The organism is Marinobacter sp. (assembly GCF_033722195.1).
Lineage (GTDB): Bacteria > Pseudomonadota > Gammaproteobacteria > Pseudomonadales > Oleiphilaceae > Marinobacter.
Genome location: NZ_JAWVZL010000018.1, coordinates 13,417 through 37,623, shown reverse-complemented (window position 1 = coordinate 37,623; position 24,207 = coordinate 13,417). Strand labels below are relative to the sequence as shown.

Sequence of the window (24,207 nt, the reverse complement as noted above, 5' to 3'; positions counted from 1 at the left end):
CTAGGTCGCAGCCCGCCGGCTCAGCCGGTCAGTGACCGGGCCAGGGCGTCCAGGTCGGGGGCCACCGTGTCGATGGATTCCCGCAGCTCGTCCAGGTCCTCGCTGGCCAGGCCAAGACGTTGTGCTGGCAGATCCGGTTCCGGGACGTTGAACTCATCGCCAACGCCCTTTTCCTTCAGCAGCTCATTGGCCAACTGCACCATGAGCACATAGGTCTCGTGGTCACCGTGATAATCGCCGTTCTGATGGACTCCAGCGGATTTGATCACCGCTTCCGGCAGTTGCCAGAGCTTGTGCAGGATGCCGCCGATGGCCCCGTGACCCACCGCCAGCAGATCCTGGCCGTTGCCGGCGCCGAACACCTGACGTTCCAGCGCCCGCATGCTGTGCTCGGGGTTATCCTCCCGCAGGCGGTTGAGCTGGTCGAACTCGGTGGGGAACAGGTGGCCGATCAGCAGCAGGCCGAAGTTGTGGAGCAGGCCGCACAAATACGCCAGGCCCTTGTCGGCCTTGCACTGCGCCGCCATGCGCTGGCACAGGAAGGCGCAATAGAGCGAATGGCGCCAGAACTCGTCCATGCCGAGCATGCCCTGGCGGGGCACGTCAAACGCGCGGACCGACGCAATACCCAGGGCGATGTGAGCGACCCGATCGAAACCCAGCACGCGGGTGACGGCGTCCTGCACCGAATCGATCTGGCCGGGGTAATTGAACAGCGCCGAACGGGCGTAGCGCATGACCTGGGCCGTGAGGCTGGGGTCGAACTCGATCAATTCCGCCAGCTCCCGGGCGCTGGCGTCCGGGTTGGCAGTGAGCCGCATGATCCGCAACGCCAGGGCTGGCATGGGGGGCAGCCGGTAGAGCTTCTGGAGCTGTTCCGCCACCTCCTCCAGGGTGAGTGAGCGCTGACCGGCCAGGGCGCCCTGGCCGGAGCCATTCATCACCAGCCTGCCCTGCCGGGCCCCGGCCATGGTCAGACGCAGGGACCGGGCCTCCAGCCGCAGCAGGGTCCGGTCGCTGCCGGCGGCCATGTAGGCGGTGGCCATGGTCATCACCGAGCTGTCCACCAGCACCGGCAGCTCGTAAGCACCGCCGATGGGAGGATGAAAGCCCGGCTCGCAGTCGCCGAACAGCCGGTCCGCCTGGCGCGGTGTCAGCGGCTGCAGGCTGCGGCCGGTCAGCTGCCTGATGGCGTCGGGATCCAGTACGGTATCGAACGGATGGACCGCCATGACCACCCCCTTGAGGTCGATCAGCATCGTGGCCTGGATCACGTCCTCCCTGGCCAACCCCGAATGCAGGATGGCGGCGTCAAACCCGGGGGCGGGGGACAGCGCAACTTCGTCAAAGACAATGCCCTTTCGGTTCAGGTACTGCTCAAGCCGCGCAGACAATGGCACGGTGTTCTCCTTAATCCTGCTGTCCTGTGGGGTTTCTGGCCGAACCCTGACCCTGATTCTAGCCGGTATTGCGCATGCCCGCCGCAATCCCCGCCATGGTGACCTTGAGGGCCCGCTCCACCATTTCCGGCACCTGGCCACCTTCGCCGCTTTCCCGGTCCCGGCGCAGCAGTTCCGCCTGCAGATAGTGCAGCGGGTCGGTGTAGGGATTGCGCACCCGCAGGGAATGGGCGAATACCGGCTCATCCTGCAGCAGGGTGTCCCGCTCCTTCAGTGCCTTGACCTGCTCGATACAGCCGGCCAGCCGCTGGCGCAGGTCCTCCCCCAGGGGTCTGAGCCCCGGCTCCACCAGGGTCTTCTCGTAGTAGCTGGCGATGCGCAGGTCGGACTTGGCCAGCACCATCTCCAGCATGTCCACGTAGGTGCGGAAAAACGGCCACCGTGCCCTCATGTCCTTCAGCAACGGCAGGCGGCCCGCCTCGGCGGCCTGCGCCAGCGCCACGTCGCTGCCCAGCCAGCTGGGCAGCATCATCCGCATCTGGGTCCAGGCGAAGATCCAGGGAATGGCCCGCAAGCTCTCCACACCGCCGCTGGGCTTGCGCCGGGCCGGCCGGCTGCCCAGGGCCAGCTTGCCCAGGGCCTGCTCCGGCGTGGCCTGACGGAAATAGGGTACGAAATCCGGGTGCTCCCGAACCACTTCCCGGTACGCCTTGAGGGAGCGTTCGGTGAGCCAGTCCATGGCTTCGCGCCATTCCGGCTCAGGCGCCGGCGGCGGCGACAGGGTGGCCTCGATCACCGCGGTGGTATAAAGGGTGAGGCTCTGCTCCGCCAGCCGCGGCAGGCCGAACTTGAAGCGGATCATCTCGCCCTGCTCGGTGATGCGGAAGCTGCCGTTCACCGAGCCCGGGGGCTGGGACAGGATGGCGCGGTTGGCCGGCCCGCCGCCCCGACCCACGGTGCCACCGCGCCCGTGGAACAGGGTCAGGTGAATGCCGTAGCGGCCAGCCACCTCGGTGAGCTGCTCCTGGGCCTGGTACTGGGCCCAGGCCGCCATCATCTGGCCGGCGTCCTTGGCGGAATCGGAATAGCCAATCATGACTTCCTGATGATCGCGGCAGTAGCCCCGGTACCAGTCCAGCGCGAACAGGGCGGCCATGGCGTCCGGCGCACCGGTGAGGTCGTCCAGGGTCTCGAAGAGCGGCACCACCCGCATGGGGTGCTTCATGCCGGACTCCCGCAGCAGCAGGATGACATTGAGCACATCGGAAGGTTTGCTGGCCATGGAGATGACGTAGGAACCCAGAGCCTCCGGGGTCTGGCCCGCCACCACCTCGCAGGTGGCCAGGACTTCCCGCACCGCCTCCGACGGCTGCCAGTCCCGTGGGATCAGCGGCCGGCGGCTCTGCAGCTCGCGAATCAGGAAGCGCTGACGCTCTTCCTCGGTCCAGGCCAGGTAGTCCCCCAGCTCCAGGTAATCCACCATTTCCGCCACCGCCTCGGCGTGGCGGCTGGCCTCCTGGCGGATGTCCAGGCGGATCAGCGGCAGGCCGAAGGTATGGGCCCGGCGCAGGGTATCCAGCAGCGGCCCGTTGGCCACGGTTTCCAGGCCGCAATCCACCAGCGACCGGTAGCACAGCTCCAGCGGTTCGGTCAGGTCACTGTTCTCGAACAGGATGCCGGTGGCGTCGGCGGGCTCGCCGTTGATCCGGGCCTCGGCCCAGTCGCGGGTTTTCACCAGCCGCTCCCGCAGACCCGCCAGCACCGTGCGGTAGGGCTCCCGGCTGTCACCCACCTGTGCCCTCAGTTCATCGCTGGCCTGCCACATGGACAGCTCCGCTCGCAGCGCCTGGATATCACGCAAGTAGAGATCCGCCGCCATCCACCGGCCCAGCAGGAAGACCTGCTGGCTGACTTCGTGGGTGACGTTGGGGTTGCCGTCCCGGTCGCCGCCCATCCAGGACGCCATCCGGATGGGGGCGGCGTCCATGGGCAGACCGTCGCCGGTGGCGGCCACCAGGGCCTGGTCGAGGCTGCGCAGGAACCGGGGCAGCGCCTGCCACAGACTGTTCTCGATCACCGCGAAGCCCCACTTGGCCTCGTCCACGGCGGTGGGTCGCTCGTAGCGGATCTCATCGGTATGCCAGGCTTCGGTAATGAGCTGGCGCAGGCGCTGGATGATTTCTTCCCGCTCCGCCGGCAGCAGGTCGTCGTGGTCCAGCCGGGCGATGCAATCGGACATCTCGTCGTATTTCAGGATCAGGGTACGGCGGGTCACCTCCGTGGGATGGGCGGTGAGCACGAACTCGATGCGCAGTTCCCGCACCCGCTGATGCAGTTCCGCCGCGGAAATGCCCTTGCCCTGCAGACGTTCGAACACCTCCCCCAGTGACTCCACCATCAGATCGGACTGGTGCCCGCGCTTGCGCCGCACCCCGTGATACTGCTCGGCCAGGTTGGCCAGGTTGAGAAACTGGTTGAAGGCTCGGGTGACCGGCAACAGCTGGTCGTCCTGAAGCTGGCTGAGCAGCTGTATCAGGCGCTGACCCGAGCCGCTCTCCTGGCGCCGGTCGGCCTTGGCGGCAGCGCGGATTTCCTCAATCAGATCAAAGCAGTCCTGGCCGGGGTACTGGCGAATACTCTGGCCCAACAACTCACCCAGCAGGCGAACATTTTCTCGAAGATCGGGGTGGAGCTCTGTCACGTGACGTCCTTTTAAATTGACGAGTAGCAAGGCGTGTAACGATACTAAGGAACGTCGGAGCAAGTCCATGCGCCATTCGGCCGAGCCGGGAGCCGGCCGCCACAGGCGCCAGGTCACGAGGAGACATCATGAAAGTTACGGATCTGCCCAAGCACTGGGAAAAGAAGAAAGAGCACGTGGAGCGCACCCACGACTACAACCTGCGGTTGCCCCTGGAAGACGCCGCGCGTGTGGCGGCCCTGGCGGAGCTGTACCCGGACCGCAGCGAGAGCGACATTCTCAACGACATGGTGGCGGCGGCACTGGATGACCTGGTGCGCCAGAGCCCGCTCAAGGACAAGCTGACCGGCGGCAAGGAAGGCGGTAACTAGGAAGGCAGTTCAGGCGCCGGGCCCGCAGGCCCGGCCGAGTGGTTCAGGCCACGGATTCGAGCTGACGGGCCTTGAGGCGCTGGATGTGCTTCTGGCTGAGGCTCACGAAGCGGGGCGTCAGGCCCTTGTCCTCATAGATCTCGAAGCCGTCCTCATCGAAGGCCACCACCTTGGAGCCCTGCTCGTAGGGAAAGCTGGTTTCCAGTTCATCCAGGGCGGCGGAGACCAGGTCGCGGATCAGGTCCTGGGAAGACTTCATCGGGTAGAGAGCGGCGAGCTTTTCCAGTCGGCTGTGATGCTGATCGGAAAGCTGCAGAAAATAGGCATCCTTCGCAAGACGTCCGCGAGCATGCTTGTCCCAGTATTTCACCAGATCCTTAATCTTCATATCGTGCGACTCCTGCCTGTTGCCCCGGGGATACCCGGTTTGCCAGCGCTGCCGGCTTGTGACCGTGGAGCAGCGCGTTTCACTGACTATTCTCACCCGAAGTGTAGCGCCAAAAAAACAACCCCAACGCTTTTATATGGTTACGGATTGTACCTATCATCGCGACGCATGTTTCGGTCTGCGACCGCTGGCGGGCCGCCTGTAATCACTGTTTCTCCACACCCTTGACCGACTGCCAGATCTTATCCAGTGCCTCCAGGTCCTCAGACTCCATGACGCGGCCCTCGGCCTCCAGGCGCTCTTCGATAGCACGAAAGCGGGCCTCGAACTTGTGGTTGGTGCGGCGCAATGCCTGATCCGGGTTGACCTTCATGAAGCGTGCCAGGTTGACGCAGACAAACAGCAGATCCCCCAGCTCGTCCTCCACCGCATCCTGACCCTCCGGTTCGGACCGGGCCCGCTGCCAGGCCTGGCGCAGCTCCTCGATTTCCTCGTGGAGCTTGTCGAACACCGGCGCCACGTCCGGCCAGTCGAAACCGTGACTGGAGGCCCGTCGCTGCAGTTTCTCGGCCCGCGCCATGGCCGGCAGGGTGCGGGCAATGCCATCCAGACGGCTGGCGGGGCCTGCTTCGGCGCCTGATTCCGGTGCAGCTGCACGCTCTTCGGCCTTTATCTGCTCCCAGCTGGCCTTGATCTCATCCTCCCCGGGGCGGTTGTCCGGATCGATACGGCTGGCCAGGGTGCCGTCCGGGAACACATGGGGGTGCCGCCGCACCAGCTTGCGCACCAGATGGTCCACCACCGAGTCGAAATCGAAGTGGCCATCCTCCCGCCCCAGCTGGCTGTAGAAAATGACCTGGAACAGCAGGTCCCCCAGCTCGTCCTTGAGGTGGGGATAGTCCGCCCGCTCGATGGCGTCCGCCACCTCGTGGGCTTCCTCCAGGGTGTGGGGCACGATGCTGCGGTACGTCTGCTTGAGATCCCAGGGGCATCCGGTTTCCGGGTCCCGGAGCCGGGCCATGAGTGTCTTCAGGTCTTCAATGCTGTAACTCATGCATCACCTGCGTTTGCGGCGAACTTCCACGATGTTGGGCAGGTTGCGGATCTGCGCCAGCAGTCGGGCCAGTTGCTCGAGACTGGAAATCTCCACCGTCACCGTCATGGTGGCGGTGTTGTCGTCGGCGTTGGACTGGGTGTTCAGCGCCAGCACGTCGCTGCGGGAGTTGGACAGCACCTGGGTGATGTCCCGCAGCAGGCCGGAACGGTCGTAGGCCAGGATCTCGATGTCCACCGGGTAGGTGGCCTCCGGCTTGCCGCCCCAGCTGACCTCGATGATGCGGTTGGGCTCGTATTCCCGCAGGTGCAGGAAGGTCAGGCAGTCCTGCCGGTGCACGGTGACGCCACGGCCGACGGTGATATAGCCACCAATGGGGTCACCGGGCAGGGGCTTGCAGCACTTGGCCACCTGGGTCTTGAGTTTGCCGACGCCGCGAATCTGGATGTCGGACTCGGTGTCGTAGGGCCGCCGCCGGTTGCCGCTAAGTTTCAGATCCAGCTGCTGGGTACGGGGCTCGACCATCTGCTGGGCGATGTTGGCCACGTGGGTGGGCTTGAGGTCCCCTGCCCCTACGGCGGCGAACAGGTCTTCGGCGTTCTGGTAGTTGACCTTGTTGGCCAGCAGGTTGAGATCCACATCGTAGATCGACAGGCGCTTGAACTCATCCTCCAGGATGGCGCGGCCGTCGATGATATTACGGTCCCGGTTCTGCTCCTTGAACCAGTGGGTGACCTTGGCCCGGGCCCGGGAGGTCTGGATGTAGCCCAGGCTGGGATTGAGCCAGTCCCGGCTGGGGGCTGGATTGTTGGAGGTCAGGATGAAGACCTGGTCACCGGTTTTCAGCGGATAGGTCAGCGGCACGATGCGGCCGTTCAGCCGGGCACCGCGGCAGGCGTGCCCCACCTCGGTGTGGACACGGTAGGCGAAATCCACCGGCGTCGCGCCCTGGGGCAGGTCCACCACGTGGCCCTCCGGGGTGAATACATAGACCCGGTCGGAAGTTACATCGTTCTTGAGCTGGTCCATCAGGCCGGACAGGTCACCCAGTTCCTCCTGCCATTCCAGCACCTGGCGCAGCCAGTTGATCTTGGCTTCGTAGCCGGTGGAGCGGTTGCCCTGGTCCATGCCCTTGTAGGCCCAGTGGGCACAGACCCCCAGTTCCGCCTCCTGGTGCATCTTGTGGGTCCGGATCTGCACCTCCATGACCTTGCCCTCGGGGCCGATCACGGCGGTATGCAGGGACTGGTAGCCGTTCTCCTTGGGGTTGGCCACGTAGTCATCGAATTCGTTCGGGATATGGCGCCAGAGCGTATGGACGATGCCGAGGGCGGCATAGCAGTCCCGCACCGCGGGCACCAGGATTCGCACCGCCCGCACGTCATAGACCTGGGAGAAATCGATACCCTTGCGGCGCATCTTGCGCCAGATGCTGTAGATGTGTTTCGCCCGGCCCGCCAGCTCGCCCTCGATACCGGCGGCCTTGAGCTCGCTTTCCAGGGTTTCCAGCACCCGGCGGATGTAGCCATCCCGGTCGAGACGCTTCTCATCCAGCAGCTTGGCGATTTTCTTGTAGGCGGTCTCGTGCAGGTAACGGAAGGACAGGTCCTCCAGCTCCCACTTGATATGGCCGATGCCCAGGCGATGGGCCAGCGGGGCATAGATGTCGAACACCTCCCGCGCCACCCGCATGCGCTTGTCGGGGGAGACGTCCTTGACCGCGCGGATGGCGCAGGTCCGCTCCGCCAGCTTGATCAGGGCGACCCGGACATCGTCGATCATGGTCACCAGCATCTTGCGGACGTTGTCCAGCTGGCCCTGACTCTGGCCCAGCACGTTGCCCTTGAGGGGATGGTGAATGGCGGAAATGGCCGCCATCTGCTGGACGCCGTCGATCAGCTTGGCCACTTCGTCGCCAAACTCCTTGCGGATCTCCTCCAGCGGCACCCGTTCCTCACGCACCGCCCGGTAGAGAATGGCGGCCACCAGGCTGGCCTGGTCCAGGTGCAGCTCCACCAGCACCTGAGCCATCTCCACGCCGGTGCGGAAACTACTGGCGCCAGGCGCCCAGAGCCGGTCCTCGCGGAAGGCCTCGCGGTCGATTTCGGCACTCTTGACGCAGGCGCGGCGAAACTGGTCCACATCCTCCAGGGTGGTCTGGCTCTGGATTTCGGCAATCCAGCGTTCGATGTCGATGTGACCGTCCTGGTTCAGGGCGTAATCTTCACGGACTTTTACCATGCCATTTCCATTGTTCTGTGCACCACAGGCTGACACCCGCCACGCCGGTTGGTTCCCGGCTCCTACTTACGCTCAAACAGGGCAATGGATTCCACGTGGGTGGTATGGGGGAACATGTCCATCACCCCTGCCCGCACCAGCCGGTAGCCCTTGGCCACCAATACCCCGGCATCCCGCGCCAGGGTGGCGGGATTGCAGGACACATAGACAATACGGCGGGCGCCAAAGGCGGTCAGATACTCGCAGACCTCTTCGGCGCCGGACCGGGGCGGGTCGATCAGGATCTTGTCGAAGCCCTCCCTCGCCCAGGACTCACCGGTGAAATCGCCCTGCAGGTTGGCGCCGTGGAAGCTGACGTTGTCCAGGTCGTTCAGGCGGGCATTCTCGCGGCCCCGCACCACCATGGCGTCGTCGCCTTCCACCCCCACCACCTGCCCGGCCCGCCGGGCCAGGGGCAGGGTGAAGTTGCCCAGGCCGCAGAACAGGTCCAGCACCCTCTCACCGGGCTGCACATCCAGCCACTCCACCGCCAAGGCTACCATCTTGTGATTGATGCCGGCGTTAACCTGGGTAAAGTCCATGGGATGGAATTTCAGGGTCAGGTCGAAGTCATCCAGGCGGTAGCTCAGCCGCTCCTCGCCCTGCTCCGGCCAGATCCGGTGTACCGTGTCAGGTCCCTTCGGCTGCAGATAGATATGCAAGTCGTGGGCCTTTCCGAACGCCACCAGGCGCTCGTAGTCGGCGCTGCCCAGGGGCTCCATGTTGCGGAACACCAGCGCGGCGGCGTCATCACCACAGGCCACCTCCACCTGGGCGATGCTGTCATGGGCCTGCAGTGTATAGAGCATGGCCCGCAAATCCGTGATGCGATCGCCGATCCGGGGATCCATCACCACGCAGCGGTCGATATCGGTGAGAAAGCTGTTGCGCTTCTCCCGGAAACCCACCAGCACCGAATCCCGCTTGGGCACGAAACGCACCCCCAGGCGTGCCTTACGGCGGTAGCCCAGGTCCGGCGACCGCATCGGGGGCTCCCAGTGCTCCGGCTCGATGCCCCCAAAGTGGGCAAAATGCTCCCGCAGGGTCTTCTCCTTGAACGCAATCTGGGCATCGCCTGCCATGTGCTGCAGGCTGCAGCCCCCACACAGGTCGGCAAATTCGCAGGGGGGCGTCACCCGCTCCGCCACCGGCTCCAGCACCTCAAGGGTGCGCAGCTCGTCGAACTTGCTGCGGGACCCCACCACCTTCGCCATCACCGTTTCCCCCGGCAGGGCACCGTCGACGAACTGGGTCTTGCCGTTCTGGTGGGCAATGCCGCGACCATCGTGGCTCAGTCTTTCAATGACGCACCGCACCGGCTCGGCCGGCAGGCTCTTCCTGCGTCGTCTGCTCATAGATTCGGACTCTTCAACAAAGCGGGATCGGGGTCTCAAACGGCTCACTGACGGCAACCGTCAGGCCGCCGGGAAGACCCCGGTGGACAGGTAGCGGTCACCCCGGTCACAGATGATGGCCACAATCACGGCGTTTTCAACCTGCTCGGACAGGCGCAGGGCAGCGGCAATGGAACCACCGGAGGAAACCCCGCAGAAGATCCCCTCGCGCCGGGCCAGGGCCCGCATGGTTTCTTCCGCCTCCTGCTGGCCGATATCCAGGACCTGGTCCACCCGGGCGGCGTCATAGATCTTGGGCAGGTAGGCCTCCGGCCAGCGCCGGATACCGGGAATGGACGCGCCCTCTTTCGGCTGCAGGCCGATGATTCGGATGTCCGGGTTGCGCTCCTTCAGGTAGCGGGACACTCCCATGATGGTGCCGGTGGTACCCATGGAGCTGACAAAATGGGTGACCCGCCCGGCGGTCTGCTCCCAGATCTCCGGGCCGGTGGTGCGGTAATGGGCCAGCGGGTTGTCCTGGTTGGCGAACTGATCCAGTACGTACCCCTTGCCCTCGGCCTGCATCCGGGCGGCCAGGTCGCGGGCGCCCTCCATGCTTTCTTCCCGGCTCACCGTGATGATCTCGGCGCCGTAGGCGCGCATGGAGGCGCGGCGCTCCTCGCTCATGTTGGCGGGCATGATCAACACCATGCGGTAGCCTTTGATGGCGGCCGCCATGGCCAGGGCGATGCCGGTATTGCCGCTGGTGGCCTCGATCAGGGTGTCACCGGGCTTGATATCGCCCCGGGCCTCGGCCTGCTGGATCATGCTGACCGCCGGCCGGTCCTTCACCGAGCCGGCCGGGTTGTTGCCTTCCAGCTTGGCCAGAATCACGTTGCTGGTTTCGCCGGGCAGACGCTGCAGACGCACCAGCGGAGTGTGGCCAACATAGTCCTCAATGGTGGGAAAATGCATAATGATGTTTGCTCCTGACAACCGACAGCGGCGTGTGACACGTCAAATCCCCGTGTCATGCCCTATGGTACACTCTGGCATCGCATCATACGCGTAACCCGCCGGGTCTCCCAATACAGCTTGTCGCTATTTACATGACCGGGGGCTATAACGCCGTGGCGGCAACGTGGGTTTGGTGAATCGGCAGACGGGCTCGGGAAACACATCATGCGTCGTTGGGGTATCCGTAAGAAAGTCCTGGTGGTGACCCTGGTCCCTACCCTGCTGACGACCCTGATGCTCGGGCTTTTCTTCACCTACAGCTGGGTGGGCAATATCGAACACCTGCTGCGGGACCGCGGCGAATCCCTGTCCCGGCAGCTGGCGGCCGCCGCCGAGTACGGCATGTTCACCGCCAACCGCAGCCTGCTCAACAGCCTGTCCAACTCTCTGCTGGAAGAGAAGGACGTGCGCTCGCTCACCTTCTATAACGCCAGCGGGGAGCGTCTGCTTCACACCGGCCCCCGCAACAACCTCGACATCCAGCGCGACCAGCTCGACCCGCAGCGCACCCTGCAGCTGCGCGCCAGTGACAGCACCCAGTTCGTGGCCCCGGTCTACCTGCGGGACCTGATGCTGGACAGCATGCTGGAGATGGAATCCCGGGCCACGGCGCCCAGCGCCGTCGACCCCATTGGCTGGGTGGCGGTGGAAATGTCCCATCTGCGCACCGACAAGGAAACCTACAAGGCCCTGCTGATCAGCCTTTTGCTCGTGCTGGCCGGTGTCGGCCTCAACCTGCTGATCGCCCTGCGCATGAGCCGCACCTTCACCGACCCGGTGTTCGAACTCAATGGCGCGGTGGCCAAGCTCAAGGAAGGCAAACTGGACACCCGGGTCTACACCGGCGCCGGACCGGAGTTCGAGCAGCTGGAATCCGGCCTGAACGCCATGGCGGAGGAGCTCAGCAACGCCCAGGCCGAGATGCAGCAGAACATCGACCAGGCCACCGAGGACCTGCGGGAGACCCTGGAAACCATCGAGATCCAGAACATCGAGCTGGACTTCGCCCGCAAGGAGGCGCTGGAGGCCAGCCGCATCAAGTCCGAGTTCCTGGCCAACATGTCCCACGAGATCCGCACCCCGCTCAACGGCATCATCGGCTTCACCGAGCTGCTGCTGAAAAGCCCCCAACCCAAGCAGCAGCGGGACCACCTCAACACCATCCGCAAGTCCTCCGAAATCCTGCTCACCATCATCAACGACATCCTGGACTTCTCCAAGATCGAGGCCGGCAAGCTGATCCTCGACCGGGTGCCCTTCCAGCTCCGGGACATCGTGGAGGAGGTCATGGTGATGCTGGCACCGGCGGCCCATGGCAAGAACCTGGACCTGGTGCCGCTGGTCTACAACGACGTGCCCGACAACCTGGTGGGAGACCCGCTGCGGGTGAAACAGGTGATCACCAACCTGGTCAACAACGCCATCAAGTTCACCCAGACCGGTGAAGTGGTGCTGCGGGCCAGCCTGGAGGCGGACGATCCCGAGTCCCACCGGGTCACCCTCAAGATCAGCATTTCCGACTCCGGTGTGGGTCTGTCCCGGGCCCAACAGCAGTCGCTGTTCAATGCCTTCAGCCAGGCCGACGCCTCCACCGCCCGCCAGTACGGCGGCACCGGCCTGGGGCTGGTGATCTCGAAACGGCTGGTGGAGGAAATGGGCGGCAAGATCGGTCTCGAGAGCGAACTGGGCAAGGGCTCCACCTTCTGGTTCACCCTGACCTCGGAGCTGTCCTCGTCCGCGGAAGCCCCGGCCCCAAGGGATGCCCTCCAGGGTGAGCGGGTGATCTATCTGGAACACCAGAAGACCACCGGCCTTGCGGTGGAACACCTGCTGGAGGAATGGGGCATCCGGCTGGACCGGGCCGGCTCGCCGGCGGAACTGATGGAGCGGGTGGAGGCGGCCCAGCAGAACCAGCAGGGTTATGCCGTCGCCATCATCGGCATCACCCGCCACCTGATGAACTCGAACCAGTACCGGGAGCTGCTGCACCATCTGGAAATCGAGCGGGACTGCCGCACCCTGCTGCTGACCCCCACCCTGGAAAGCCAGGACGCGGCGCTGTCCGGGCTGGCCAGTGGCCACATTGCCAAACCGGTGTGCCGGGAGACCCTGTACGACGAACTGCTGATGCTGGTGCATGGCATTGCCGCCCCGATCACGCCATCGCGACTGCCCCCGCGCCCGCAGGTGCCGCAGCTGACCAATGCCCCGCGGGTATTGGCGGTGGATGACAACGAAGCCAACCTGAAACTGGTGCTGACCCTGCTGCGGGACTGCAACGTCCAGGCCGAGGGCGCCGCCAGTGGCTTCGAGGCCCTCAGCAAGGCCCGCCAACAGGGCTTTGACCTGGTCTTCATGGATCTGCAGATGCCCGGCATGGACGGCGTCGAGACCACCGAGCGCCTGCACAGCCTGGACGGCCACGAGCGCAGCACACCGGTCATCGCCCTCACCGCCCATGCCCTGGCTGACGAGCAGGACCGCCTGCTGCGCCAGGGCTTCAATGGCTACCTGGCCAAGCCCATCGACACCCGTCAGCTGATGGAAACCATCCGGGAGTACACCGGTTACAGCTGCCGGCCCGGTCACGCAAATGTTGCCCCCATGGCGGAGATCCGCGATACCCGGCGGGCGCTGCGGCCCTCCACCCGGCAACAGCAGCGCAACTGCGTGGACATTGGCGAGAGTGTCCGGCTGGCGGCCGGCAAGACCGACCTGGCCGAGGAGCTATTCAGCATGCTGCTGGAGCAGCTGCAAAGTGACCGGCCACACCTGGCCTCGCTGTGGCAGGCCGGCGACCGGGAAGCGTTGCTGGAAACCGTGCACAAGCTCCACGGCGCCACCCGTTACTGTGGCGTGCCGGAATTGCGTCAGGCCGCGGAGGAACTGGAGACCGGGCTCAAGCATCAGGCCACGGACCTGGTCAGCCGCCATGAGCGGCTGCAGAAGGCCCTGGACCGGCTGGAGCTCTGGAGCGAGGAGACCGACTGGCAGCGTCTGTTCCGTGAGCACGGCCAGACCGCCAGCCGGGAGGACTCGGCGCCCTGAACTCAGGCGCTGTTTTCAGGCGCCGGCGGCCGCGCCCGATCGAGGATCGCCCGCATGTCCCGGACCGCCTCCTTCAGACCGGTGAAGACTGCCCTGGCAATGATGGCGTGGCCGATGTTGAGCTCATTGATGCCGGCAATGGCCGCCACCCTTTCGGTATTGTGATAGTGCAGCCCGTGACCGGCGTTGACGATCAGGCCCTTGCGGCGGGCGTATCGGACGGCACTGGCGATGGCCTCGAAGGCCTCGTCCGCAGCCTCCGGGCTGGCGGCCTCGGCGTACTCGCCGGTGTGGAGCTCGATCACCGGCGCACCGCACCGCACAGCGGCGTCGATCTGGGCGTTGTTGGGGTCGATGAACAGGGACACTTCGGCGCCAATCCGGGCCAGGCGTTCACAGGCCTTGGCCACCCGGGCCTCCTGGCCCTCCACATCGAGGCCGCCCTCGGTGGTGAGCTCTTCCCGCTTCTCCGGCACCAGGCAGACGCACTGGGGTCTGACCTGTTCAGCGAACGCCAGCATGGCGTCGGTGACGGCCATTTCCAGGTTCATCTTGGTGTTGAGCATCTCCCGCAGCAGCAGCACATCGCGGTCCTGGATGTGGCGGCGGTCTTCCCGCGGGTGGATGGTGATGCCGTCCGCACCCGCTTCCTCCGCCAGCAGCGCGGCGTGGACCGGGTCGGGATAGCGGGTACCCCGGGCCTGGCGCAGGGTGGCGACGTGGTCGATGTTGACACCAAGCAGTACTCGGGAATTCATCGGCGATCTCCTCGGCCTTGACTGAACAGGGCCCGGCTGTTGAGCGTGCGGCCCTGTAATAAGTGATCAATCAGTGTACGCATCACCCGCTTGGCCAGACGCCGGCAGTCGGGGGATGCCAGGTCGCCGTCCGCCAGCGCCAGCAGAACCTCCCCAGGCAGGCCCTGGAGCCTGACACCGGCGGCAGCGCCGGACACGATGCCCTGTTCCGGATCATAGCCATAGACGCCGCCGGCTGCGACCGCCTCCCCCACATCGGTGGCCCAGGCCCAGTCGAACGACAGCCCCATGGCGTCGGCGAACGCCGCCTCGAAGCGCCGCAGCACCGGCTCCAGGTCCTGGGTCTGCGCCAGCTGGGCCAGGGTTTCGATATAGGCGGCAAAGAGTTCGGGCTGGGGGTCGGCCACCGGCAGCAGGCGCTGCAGCAGCTCGTTGATGTAGAGCCCGCTGTAGAGGGCCTGGGTCCGGGCCAGTACCGGCCCCGGTCGGACCTCGGTCTGGGTCAGGGTCTTGAGGTCGCCCCGGCCCTGCCAGTCCAGCAGCAGCGGCTGGAACGGCTGCAGCTGGGCCTTGAGGGGACTGCGAGCGGCATTGGCACCGCGGGCCACCAGGGTCATGCGGCCGGCGTCCAGGGAGAACACCTCCACCAGCAGGCTGGTCTCGCGGTAGGGTCGCCGGTGCAGCACATAGGCCGGCTGCTGCTGGACCGCGGTTTTCATCTCAGAGGTCGTGCATCCCGAGACTCTTCAGGGCACGCTCACTGTCGGCCCAGCCCCGCTTGACCTTGACCCAGAGCCGCAGCATGACCTTGCTGTCGAACAGGGTCTCCATGTCGGTGCGGGCTTCCTGGCCGATGCTCCGCAGCCGGTCGCCCCGCTCGCCGATCACGATTTTCTTCTGGCCTTCCCGCTCCACCAGGATCAGCGCGGAAATGTGCAGGGTCTTGCCGTCACGGCGGAACTCCTCGATCTCCACCGCCACCGAGTAAGGCAGCTCAGCGCCCAGCTGACGGGTGATCTTCTCCCGCACCAGCTCGGCCGCCAGGAAACGCTCGCTGCGATCGGTGATCTGGTCGTCCGGGTAGAAGTGCACGCTCTGGGGCAGAAACCGGTTCACCGCCTGCTCCAGCGGCTCCAGATTATGGCCTTTGAGGGCGGACAGCGGGATCACTTCGGCGAAGTCGCGCTTTTTGGCCAGCATGTCCAGATGCGGCAGCAGCATCTCGCGCTTTTCGACCCGGTCCACCTTGTTGATGGCCAGGATGACCGGGCAAGGCAGGCCCTGGAGCTTCTCCAGCACCATTTCATCGGCAGTGGTCCAGTGGGTCTGGTCCACCACGAAGATCACCACGTCCACGCCCTTGAGGGCCGAGGTGGCGGCCCGGTTCATGTAGCGGTTCAGCGCCCGGGGCTCTTCCTCGTGCATGCCGGGAGTGTCCACGTATACCGCCTGCACCGGCCCCTCGGTCTTGATGCCCAGCACCTGGTGCCGGGTGGTCTGGGGCTTGCGGGAGGTAATACTGACCTTCTGGCCCAGGATGTGGTTGAGCAGGGTGGATTTGCCCACATTGGGCCGGCCTACAATGGCCACGAAGCCACAACGGCTGTTGGGGTCGTCCGGTCGGGTGATGTCAGTCATTACACACTCTCCACGCCAAGGGCCTTGAGGGCACTGCGGGCGGCCTGCTGCTCGGCAATACGGCGGCTGCTGCCCACACCCGTGGTCTTGCGGTCCAGCGACGGCAGGGCACAGGCCACGTGAAAGGTCTGGGCATGGGCCTCGCCCTCCACCGAGATCACCTCGTACTGGGGCAGCGGGTACTGCCGGGACTGCAGGTACTCCTGCAGCCGGGTCTTGGGGTCTTTCTGGGTGTCCTGGATGTCCAGGTTCTGCAGGCGCTGGTCGAACCAGCGTAGCACCTGGGCGCGGCAGGTATCGAAATCACTGTCCAGATAGAGGGCACCGATGATGGACTCCACCGCATCCGCCAGAATGGAATCACGGCGGAAACCGCCGCTCTTGAGTTCACCGGAACCCAGCCTGAGATATTGGCCAAGCTCGAACTCCCGGCCAATCTCCGCCAGGGTCACGCCCTTGACCATACGGGCCCGCAGGCGGCTGAGCTGGCCTTCACGGGCGCGCTCGAAGCTGTGGTAGAGATGCTCGGCAATCACCATATTGACGATGGAGTCGCCGAGAAATTCCAGGCGTTCGTTGTTCTGGTTGCCAAAACTGCGGTGGGTCAGCGCCAGCAGCAGCCGTTCCGGTTCGCGGAACTGATAGCCGAGCCGGCGCTGGAGCTGGTCCAGGTCAGGGTTGTTGGTCACCGGCCCGCCATCTCGTAGTTGTGCTGGAAGTGCACCACGGCATCCACATTGCTGAAGATGTCGGTGCGCACTTCGTAGTCCACCGCGATCAGGACCTTGTCGCCGTCCTTGGTGACGGTGATGTTCTTGGCATCGAAACCACGGACGTTGTTCACGCTCAGGCGCTTGTTAATCAGGCTGCGGACATCGCCGGGGGTCATGTTGCCCAGGTTCTCTGTGCCTTCAAGGCCTTCCAGGGCTTCCTGGATGGTGATGTCGTCCAGGTAGATCGGGCCCAGCTTGATGGCCAGGGTCAGCAGGCTGCCAAAGAACAGCACCATCACCAGGATCGTCAGGGTGGAGGCACCGCGCTGAGACCGCAGGCTGCCGCGGACAGGAGTGTTGTTGTTCATCGAATGGACTTCCCTCAATTCGGCCGCGCCGCTAGTGGCGCCGGCCAGCGTTACTCAATCGTGCCGACCCTGCCGAAACTCGGCAGACTGGTCAGCGACTCCCAGTGCATCCAGATCGCAAAGGCCTTGCCGACCACCAGCTCATCGGGCACGAACCCCCAGAAGCGGCTGTCGTTGCTGTTGTCCCGGTTGTCGCCCATGACGAAATAGGCCCCCTCCGGCACCAGCCACTCGCCTTCCCCCACGCCGCCGCGATTACCCATGGTGAGGAAAATCTCGTGGGCCACGTCATTCAGGTACTCCCGGTGCAGCTCCACCGGCGGCAGGCTGGCGATGAACTCGGTGGGCACCCGCTCACCGTTGATGTAGAGCGCCTTGTCGCGGTAGCGGATGTGGTCTCCGGGGACACCCACCACCCGCTTGATGTAGTTGGTGCGGCCGTCATTGGGGAATTTGAACACCATGACGTCGCCCCGCTGCGGGTCATCCACAGCCAGTACCTTGTTGCCCGCCACAGGCAGCCTGAGGCCGTAGGCGTACTTGTTTACCAGGATGAAATCCCCCACTTCCAGAGTCGGCAGCATGGAGCCGGACGGAATCTGGAAGGGCTCCACCAGGAACGAGCGCAGCACCAGCACAATCAGCAGAACCGGGAAAAAGGACCGGCTCAGGTCCACCAGGTAGGGCTCCTTGGGGGCCTCCGCGTCCTCGTCGACGGCACCAGCGGAGGCGCTCGCGGACGGGCCGCCCTCAACCACCTGGGCCTGGCGCCGGGCCCGCAGGAACAGCAGGTCCGCCAGCCAGATGACCCCGGTCGCGAAAGTCAGGACCACAAGAATCAGTGGGAAATCAATGTCCATCGGGGTGCCCTAGTTATCCACTTTGAGTACGGCAAGGAACGCTTCCTGAGGCACCTCGACATTGCCCAGCTGCTTCATGCGTTTTTTACCTTCCTTCTGCTTCTGCAACAGTTTCTTCTTGCGGCTGACGTCCCCGCCGTAACACTTGGCGGTCACGTTCTTGCGCAGTGCCTTCACCGTTACCCGGGATACCACCTGATTGCCGATGGCGGCCTGGATGGCGATGTCGAACATCTGGCGCGGGATCAGTTCTTTCATCTTTTCCACCAGGGCCCGGCCACGATAGTGGGCCTGCTCCCGGTGGACGATCAGCGCCAGGGCATCCACCCGCTCACCGTTGATCAACACGTCCAGGCGCACCAGGTTGGCGGTCTGGAAGCGCTTGAAATGATAATCCAGGGAGGCGAAACCACGACTGGCCGACTTGATCCGGTCAAAGAAGTCCAGCACCACTTCCGCCATCGGCAGCTCATAGGTGAGCTGCACCTGGTTGGCCAGGAACAGCATGTTCTGCTGGACCCCGCGCTTCTCCTCACACAGGGCGATGACGTTGCCCAGGTGCTCCTGGGGCACCAGGATGTTGGCCTCCACGATGGGCTCGCGCATTTCCTCGATGGAACCAACATCCGGCAAACGGGACGGGTTGTCCACCGACAGGGTCTCACCCTGCTTGGTGACCACTTCATAGATAACGGTCGGAGCGGTGGTGATCAGGTCGATGTCGTATTCCCGCTCCAGCCGCTCCTGGATGATCTCCATATGGAGCATGCCCAGAAAGCCACAGCGGAAACCGAAGCCCAGGGCGTCGGAGGTTTCCGGCTCGAAGAACAGCGAGGCGTCGTTGAGGGTGAGCTTTTCCAGGGCATCGCGGAAATCGTTGTAGTCGTCCGCCAGCACCGGGAACAGGCCGGCGTAGACCTGGGGCTTGACCTTCTTGAAGCCCGGCAGCATCGAGGTTTCGGCGGCGAACTTCTGGTGCACGATGGTGTCGCCCACCGGCGCGCCGTGGATGTCCTTGATGCCGGCCACCATGAAACCCACCTCGCCGGTGCCCAGCACCTCGGTCTCGGTGGGTTTGGGCGCAAAGATACCCACCTTGTCGGCGTTCCAGGCCCGGCCGGTGGACTTGATCACGATCTTGTCGCCCTTGCGTAGGCTGCCCTGCTTGACCCGAACCAGCGACACCACCCCGAGGTAGTTGTCGAACCAGGAGTCGATGATCAGCGCCTGCAGTGGCGCGTCCACCTCACCGGCGGGCGGCGGCACGCGGCGGATCAGGTCTTCCAGCACGTCTTCCACGCCCATGCCGCTCTTGGCGCTGCAGCGCACGGCGCCGGTGGCCTCGATGCCGATGATGTCCTCGATCTCCTGGGCCACCCGGTCCGGCTCGGCCTGGGGCAGGTCCATCTTGTTGAGCACCGGCACCACTTCCAGACCCTGCTCGATGGCGGTGTAGCAGTTGGCCACGGACTGGGCCTCAACACCCTGGCCGGCGTCCACCACCAGCAGGGCACCCTCGCAGGCGTACAGGGAACGGGATACTTCGTAGGAGAAATCCACGTGGCCGGGGGTGTCGATGAGGTTGAGCTTGTACTCGTGGCCGTCCCGGGACTTATACATCAGGGTGACGCTCTGGGCCTTGATGGTGATGCCCCGCTCCCGTTCCAGGTCCATGGAGTCGAGCACCTGTTCGGCCATTTCACGATCGCTCAGGCCACCGCAGATCTGGATAAAGCGGTCCGCCAGCGTGGATTTGCCATGGTCGATGTGGGCAATGATGGAAAAATTGCGGATGCGGCTCAGTTCGGTCACAGAAAAAGGTTACTCGCGTAAGACTAGGGACGTTTCCAGAAAGGCCGGCAGGGCGGCAGATCGGGCGTACACTTGAACGGCGTGATTTTACCGGTTACCCGCGGCTATTGCCATGCTCACGAGATCAGCGCCCTCTCGTGCTGGCGCACCAGAAAGCCGATCAGCGCGTCCTCGTCCAGGGGATGGCTGAACAGGTTGCCCTGGCACTGGGCACAGCCGGCGGCCCGCAGGAAGCCAAGCTGCTGCGTGGTCTCGACACCTTCGGCGATCACCGTCAGGCGCAGCTTGTGGGCCAGCGCGATGACGGCGGAGGTTACATCGGTGGCGTGACTGTTGTAGGGGATATCGCGGATAAAGCAGTGATCAATCTTGACCGCGTCCAGCGGCAGCTTCTGCAGCGAAGCCATGGAGCAGGCCCCGGAACCGAAATCATCCAGCACCAGCCAGACCCCCAGGTCGTGGAGACTGCCCAGCACCTCCCGCAACTGCCTCGGGTTGCGATTCAGCAGCTCGGCCGGCATCTCCATCTCCAGCCGGTCCGGCGAGACGCCGGTCTCGGTCACCACCTGACGGAACATGTCCAGGAAGCCCGGCTCCATGAGCTGCTTGACGGAGAAATTCACCGACACCCGCAGGGCTTCGAAGCCGGCCCTTTCCAGGGCCTGGATCTGGATGCAGGCCTGGCGCAGGGCCAGTTCACCCAACCGGATGATCAGCCCCGACTCCTCCGCCAGGCCGATGAACTGCTGGGCCGGCAGCAGACCCTTTTCCGGATGCTGCCAGCGCAGGAAAGCCTCCACCCCCACTACCCGCTCCTCCTGCAGGTCGAACTTGGGCTGGTAGTGCAGCACAAACCGTTCCGCGTCCAGGGCCTCCGCCAACTCCTCCTGCTGCAGCAGGCGCCGGGCGGCATGGATGTTCATGGCCGGAGTGAAAAACTGGACGTTGTTGCGACCGCGCTCCTTGGCCTGGTACATGGCCAGGTCGGCGTATTTCATGAGGACACCGGGGTCCTCGCTGTCGTGGGGGATCATGGTGATGCCGATACTGACGGTAACCCCCACCTCATGCTCGCTCAGTCGCACCCGCTGGCGCAGCCGGCGCAGGATGGTATCCGCAACCCGGGCGGCGGCCTCCGGGCCGCTGATGCTGGACAGCAGCACCACGAACTCGTCACCCCCCAGCCTTGCCACCGAGTCCTCCTCCCGGACACAGCCGGTGAGCCACCGTGCCACGTTCTCAAGCAGGGTGTCGCCGGCGTCGTGGCCGAGGGTGTCGTTGATGCGCTTGAAACCATCCAGATCCAGGAACATCAGCGCCGCCGGCTCGCCGGTGCGGCGACTGCGGCGGACGGTATGGGCCAGCCGGTCCCGGAACAGCTGGCGGTTGGCCAGACCGGTGAGGGGGTCGTAGAACGCCAGCCGGTGCAGTTCGGACTGGGCCGCCTTGAGTTCGGTCAGGTCCCGCAGGCTCAGCACCACACCGTGCACCCCGGGCTCGTCCAGCATGGCGGTGTAGCTGCCCTCCATGTCTCGCCACTCCCCGGCCACATCGCGGATCCTGGCGTGCATCACCGGCACTTGCCGGCCCGGTTCCATGAGCGCCTGCTCGAAACTGGCCTGCAGTTGGGCCCTGTCGTCACCGTGGACCAGGGTTTCCAGCTCCAGCTCCCGGATCCGTTCCGGGGCGAAGCCGAGAATGGCTTCGCAGGAAGGGCTGGCGTAGAGCGGCTGGCCCTGGCGATCCAGGACCAGGGTAATGTTGCTGGCGCCTTCGGTGATGGCGCGGTAGCGACCGGCGCTGGCCTGGGCCAGCAGGCGGGAGCGGATCAGCACCAGCGCGAAGGCAAACAGCAGCAGGCTCATCAGGGTGCCTGCCACCAGGACGATCAGCGGCCGGGGGTCCGAGGCGCGGTAATCGAACGCCGGCGTGGAGCGGGTCTGCAGCAGCCAGCTGCGGCCGCCATGCTCCAGGGTCTGACTCATGGTGAAGGTGAACTCTTCGTCCAGCGACCCCAGGTTGGAGCCATACATCAGCGCCTGCCGGTTCACTTCACCACCGTCGTAGATGCGCACGTCCAGGAAAGGCGCAATCAGCCCGACGATTCCGTCAAACAGGTTGTTCATGCGAAAGGCACTGAACACAAAACCCTCCAGCCGCTGCTGCCTGAGCGTCGGCGTCTCCGGCACTTCATTGCCCCGGAAAACCGGCATGTACATCAAAAAGCCCACCTGCTCGTAGTCTTCGGTTTCCTGTACCAGCACGACTCGGGGGGTCATGGTGGGTTCGCCGGTCCGGGCGGCCCGCTCCATGGCCAGGCGGTGGCGGGGCTCGGCGAAGGCGTCAAAACCGAAAGCGCGGCGGTTACGGGCGTTGCCCGGCTCCAGGTAGACCACCGGGTAATACTCGCTGCGCTCACTGACCGGATAGATCAGGTAGTCATCCAGGCCGTCGGCGCGGATCTCGGCAATGTGACGGTCGACGCCGTCGGCGAGGACCCGCTTGGCGTAACCGATACCCTGGATGCCGGGGTAGTAGCGGTCGATATCCACCCGGTTGACGTAGAGTCGCCAGGCCTCGCGACTGACCTCGCCGGCCACCGCAAACAGGCCGGCACTGCCCGCCAGCACCTGTTCGTAATTGAGCAGGCGCTGTTCAACCGCGGTTTTGAGTTGCAGGGACTGGGTCTTGAAAAGCGCCTCGGTGCGGTCAGCGACCAGTTGTACCGAGAAGTGCCAGAGCGCGGCGGTGATGCCAAGCCCGACCGCCAGAAGCAGCCAGGCCATGCGGCCATGTCGAAACCGGAACAGTTGCCGCAGGGGCACATCCTTTCTGTTGATCATCGCTGATTTTCCGGTCCAATCCATGGCCTTTGGGAGTTTTTTGATCGACCAGTATAGCAAAAAACCCACCCGTCGCATTCGCTGCGAGGGGTGGGTCCTTGCGGCACCGGCCAGGGCCGGCGCGGGGCGCTCCGGAGGCCAGGCGCTAGGGCTTCATCACCAGGTAGGTGGCACGACCCTGACGGACCACACGGACCGAAACGGCCTTGTCCTCAGGCAGCTGGGAGGCCACCTGCCGGAACTCCTCCACCGAGGTGATGGGCTTGCGGTTGAGCTCGGTGATGATGTCACCGGGACGGATACCGGCGTTCACCGCAGGCCCCTGGGTGACGTTACTCACCAGCACGCCATGATCCACACCGGCGGCCTTACGCGCCTTCTCGGCCAGCGGCTCCACCATCAGCCCCAGGGCACCGCCATTGGTGTCCGGTGTGGCCGGCGTCGGTGCCTGCGCCGTCTCATCGCCGGGCAGACGACCGATCTCCACCTTGATCTCCTGACGGTCACCACCGCGCAGCACCTCGAGGGTGGCGGTTTCGCCGACCGGGGTGCTGCCCACCATGGGCGGCAGGTCGGAAGACAGGGTAATGGGCTCGCCGTTGTACTCCAGTACGATGTCACCGGCCTGCAGACCCGCTTTCTGGGCCGGCGAATCCGGCATCACTTCCGCCACCAGGGCACCCCGCGGGCGCTTCAGACCGAAGGATTCCGCCAGGTCGCGGTTGACCTCCTGGATGAGCACGCCAAGCCAGCCCCGGGCCACCGAGCCCTGATCCCGGATCTGCTTGAACACGTTCATGGCCTGGTCGATGGGGATGGCAAAGGAAACCCCCATGAAACCGCCGGAGCGGGTGTAGATCTGGGAGTTGATGCCCACCACATCACCGTCCAGGTTGAACAGCGGACCACCGGAGTTGCCGGGGTTGATGGCCACGTCGGTCTGGATGAACGGCACGTAGTTTTCGCTGGGTAATGAACGGCCCACTGCGCTCACGATGCCGGCGGTAACGGTGTAGTCAAAGCCGAAGGGTGAGCCGATGGCGAAGACCCATTCACCAGGCTCCAGCTCCGAGGATTTACCGATACTCACCACCGGCAGGTCCTCATCGTCGGTGATCTTCAACACCGCCATGTCCGAGCGCGGGTCGGTACCCACCAGCTCGGCCTTCATTTCACGGCGGTCGCTGAGCCGCACGATGATTTCATCGGCGCCTTCCACCACGTGGTTGTTGGTCAGCACGTAGCCATCCTTGGACACGATGAAACCGGAGCCCATGGAGCGGGCCGGAGGCTGGCCACCGGGCGCACCGCGACCGTAGGGGGAGTTGGGTCCCCGGAAGAAATCCTGGAAGAACTCCGGCAGCTGCTCCAGCTGGCGCTCGTCGAACGGCATATTGCCGCCGGCATTACCGCGCTCTTGGGTGGTGCTGATGTTGACCACCGCCGCCGAATTGTCTTTCACCAGCTCGGTGAAATCCGGCAGGTTGGCGGCTTGCGCCGTGGCGGTCAGCATAAGGGCGAGAACGCCGACCAGCAGGCTGGTGAATCCCGCGGCCTTTTGTGTCGTTGCCGAACGTTGTGGTATCGAATTGGACATTCAATGTTCCCCTTTTGATCAAACC

General features: G+C 64.7%; 18 protein-coding genes. 2 read left to right on the top strand and 16 right to left on the bottom strand.

The features are described from left to right. Window positions 1-20 precede the first annotated feature (20 nt). Both R3280_RS05475 and ppc read right to left on the bottom strand, forming a co-directional pair. Complete coding sequence (locus R3280_RS05475; RefSeq protein WP_318997571.1) at window positions 21-1,400, bottom strand: HDOD domain-containing protein; 1,380 nt, start codon at window positions 1,398-1,400, stop codon at window positions 21-23. A gap of 58 nt (window positions 1,401-1,458) precedes the next feature. After that, window positions 1,459-4,101 (bottom strand): phosphoenolpyruvate carboxylase, encoded by a 2,643-nt coding sequence (gene ppc, locus R3280_RS05470; protein WP_318997570.1) that lies wholly within the window; start codon window positions 4,099-4,101, stop codon window positions 1,459-1,461. A gap of 128 nt (window positions 4,102-4,229) precedes the next feature. On the opposite strand from ppc, the gene R3280_RS05465 reads away from it, so the two are divergent. Further along, the gene (locus R3280_RS05465) at window positions 4,230-4,472 is read left to right on the top strand and encodes a hypothetical protein (protein WP_318997569.1); all 243 of its coding nucleotides are present in this window, start codon (window positions 4,230-4,232) and stop codon (window positions 4,470-4,472) included. A 43-nt stretch (window positions 4,473-4,515) separates the two neighbouring features. Here the strand turns inward: R3280_RS05465 and R3280_RS05460 are convergent, their stop codons facing one another. The 5 genes from R3280_RS05460 to cysM all read right to left on the bottom strand — a co-directional run bounded on the left by R3280_RS05460 (window position 4,516) and on the right by cysM (window position 10,503). Beyond that, on the bottom strand, window positions 4,516-4,860 hold the full coding sequence (locus R3280_RS05460) for a pilin assembly protein (RefSeq protein WP_318997568.1): 345 nt from the start codon (window positions 4,858-4,860) through the stop codon (window positions 4,516-4,518). A 205-nt stretch (window positions 4,861-5,065) separates the two neighbouring features. Beyond that, window positions 5,066-5,914, bottom strand: a complete 849-nt coding sequence (mazG, locus tag R3280_RS05455) for a nucleoside triphosphate pyrophosphohydrolase (protein WP_318997567.1) — start codon at window positions 5,912-5,914, stop codon at window positions 5,066-5,068. Between the two features lie 3 nt (window positions 5,915-5,917). Next, window positions 5,918-8,155, bottom strand: coding sequence for a GTP diphosphokinase (relA, locus tag R3280_RS05450; RefSeq protein WP_318997566.1), 2,238 nt, complete (start codon window positions 8,153-8,155; stop codon window positions 5,918-5,920). A 62-nt stretch (window positions 8,156-8,217) separates the two neighbouring features. Next, window positions 8,218-9,549 (bottom strand): 23S rRNA (uracil(1939)-C(5))-methyltransferase RlmD, encoded by a 1,332-nt coding sequence (rlmD, locus tag R3280_RS05445; protein ID WP_318997565.1) that lies wholly within the window; start codon window positions 9,547-9,549, stop codon window positions 8,218-8,220. A gap of 60 nt (window positions 9,550-9,609) precedes the next feature. Further along, entirely contained in the window at window positions 9,610-10,503 is an 894-nt protein-coding gene (cysM, locus tag R3280_RS05440; protein ID WP_318997564.1) for a cysteine synthase CysM, read from the bottom strand. Between the two features lie 207 nt (window positions 10,504-10,710). On the opposite strand from cysM, the gene R3280_RS05435 reads away from it, so the two are divergent. Further along, window positions 10,711-13,593, top strand: a complete 2,883-nt coding sequence (locus R3280_RS05435; RefSeq protein WP_318997563.1) for a response regulator — start codon at window positions 10,711-10,713, stop codon at window positions 13,591-13,593. Window positions 13,594-13,595: 2 nt separating this feature from the next. Here the strand turns inward: R3280_RS05435 and pdxJ are convergent, their stop codons facing one another. The 9 genes from pdxJ to R3280_RS05390 form a co-directional block, all read right to left on the bottom strand. Beyond that, window positions 13,596-14,351, bottom strand: a complete 756-nt coding sequence (gene pdxJ / locus R3280_RS05430) for a pyridoxine 5'-phosphate synthase (RefSeq protein WP_318997562.1) — start codon at window positions 14,349-14,351, stop codon at window positions 13,596-13,598. Then, window positions 14,348-15,070: a DNA repair protein RecO gene (recO, locus tag R3280_RS05425; protein ID WP_318997561.1), complete on the bottom strand. Its 723-nt coding sequence runs from the start codon at window positions 15,068-15,070 to the stop codon at window positions 14,348-14,350. Before recO ends, pdxJ begins: the two co-directional genes overlap by 4 nt. Window position 15,071: 1 nt before the next feature. Next, on the bottom strand, window positions 15,072-15,989 hold the full coding sequence (gene era / locus R3280_RS05420) for a GTPase Era (RefSeq protein WP_318997560.1): 918 nt from the start codon (window positions 15,987-15,989) through the stop codon (window positions 15,072-15,074). Next, entirely contained in the window at window positions 15,989-16,678 is a 690-nt protein-coding gene (rnc, locus tag R3280_RS05415; RefSeq protein ID WP_318997559.1) for a ribonuclease III, read from the bottom strand. The genes era and rnc overlap by 1 nt, the downstream gene beginning before the upstream one ends. Next, the gene (locus tag R3280_RS05410; protein WP_318997558.1) at window positions 16,675-17,070 is read right to left on the bottom strand and encodes a DUF4845 domain-containing protein; all 396 of its coding nucleotides are present in this window, start codon (window positions 17,068-17,070) and stop codon (window positions 16,675-16,677) included. The genes rnc and R3280_RS05410 overlap by 4 nt, the downstream gene beginning before the upstream one ends. A 50-nt stretch (window positions 17,071-17,120) precedes the next feature. Next, the gene (lepB, locus tag R3280_RS05405; RefSeq protein ID WP_318997557.1) at window positions 17,121-17,930 is read right to left on the bottom strand and encodes a signal peptidase I; all 810 of its coding nucleotides are present in this window, start codon (window positions 17,928-17,930) and stop codon (window positions 17,121-17,123) included. A gap of 9 nt (window positions 17,931-17,939) precedes the next feature. Then, window positions 17,940-19,742, bottom strand: a complete 1,803-nt coding sequence (gene lepA, locus R3280_RS05400) for a translation elongation factor 4 (protein WP_318997556.1) — start codon at window positions 19,740-19,742, stop codon at window positions 17,940-17,942. 116 nt (window positions 19,743-19,858) lie between these two features. Next, the gene (locus tag R3280_RS05395) at window positions 19,859-22,585 is read right to left on the bottom strand and encodes an EAL domain-containing protein (protein WP_318997555.1); all 2,727 of its coding nucleotides are present in this window, start codon (window positions 22,583-22,585) and stop codon (window positions 19,859-19,861) included. A gap of 145 nt (window positions 22,586-22,730) precedes the next feature. Further along, window positions 22,731-24,182, bottom strand: a complete 1,452-nt coding sequence (locus R3280_RS05390) for a DegQ family serine endoprotease (RefSeq protein ID WP_413468742.1) — start codon at window positions 24,180-24,182, stop codon at window positions 22,731-22,733. Window positions 24,183-24,207 lie beyond the last annotated feature (25 nt).

Excerpts from the sequence above, each read along its gene's own strand:
- R3280_RS05465 (WP_318997569.1), top strand. The coding sequence starts at position 4,230 with ATGAAAGTTACGGATCTGCCCAAGCACTGGGAAAAGAAGAAAGAGCAC.
- R3280_RS05460 (WP_318997568.1), bottom strand. The coding sequence starts at position 4,860 with ATGAAGATTAAGGATCTGGTGAAATACTGGGACAAGCATGCTCGCGGA.
- mazG (WP_318997567.1), bottom strand. The coding sequence starts at position 5,914 with ATGAGTTACAGCATTGAAGACCTGAAGACACTCATGGCCCGGCTCCGG.
- relA (WP_318997566.1), bottom strand. The coding sequence starts at position 8,155 with ATGGTAAAAGTCCGTGAAGATTACGCCCTGAACCAGGACGGTCACATC.
- rlmD (WP_318997565.1), bottom strand. The coding sequence starts at position 9,549 with ATGAGCAGACGACGCAGGAAGAGCCTGCCGGCCGAGCCGGTGCGGTGC.
- cysM (WP_318997564.1), bottom strand. The coding sequence starts at position 10,503 with ATGCATTTTCCCACCATTGAGGACTATGTTGGCCACACTCCGCTGGTG.
- R3280_RS05435 (WP_318997563.1), top strand. The coding sequence starts at position 10,711 with ATGCGTCGTTGGGGTATCCGTAAGAAAGTCCTGGTGGTGACCCTGGTC.
- pdxJ (WP_318997562.1), bottom strand. The coding sequence starts at position 14,351 with ATGAATTCCCGAGTACTGCTTGGTGTCAACATCGACCACGTCGCCACC.
- recO (WP_318997561.1), bottom strand. The coding sequence starts at position 15,070 with ATGAAAACCGCGGTCCAGCAGCAGCCGGCCTATGTGCTGCACCGGCGA.
- era (WP_318997560.1), bottom strand. The coding sequence starts at position 15,989 with ATGACTGACATCACCCGACCGGACGACCCCAACAGCCGTTGTGGCTTC.
- R3280_RS05410 (WP_318997558.1), bottom strand. The coding sequence starts at position 17,070 with ATGAACAACAACACTCCTGTCCGCGGCAGCCTGCGGTCTCAGCGCGGT.
- lepB (WP_318997557.1), bottom strand. The coding sequence starts at position 17,930 with ATGGACATTGATTTCCCACTGATTCTTGTGGTCCTGACTTTCGCGACC.
- R3280_RS05395 (WP_318997555.1), bottom strand. The coding sequence starts at position 22,585 with ATGATCAACAGAAAGGATGTGCCCCTGCGGCAACTGTTCCGGTTTCGA.
- R3280_RS05390 (WP_413468742.1), bottom strand. The coding sequence starts at position 24,182 with ATGTCCAATTCGATACCACAACGTTCGGCAACGACACAAAAGGCCGCG.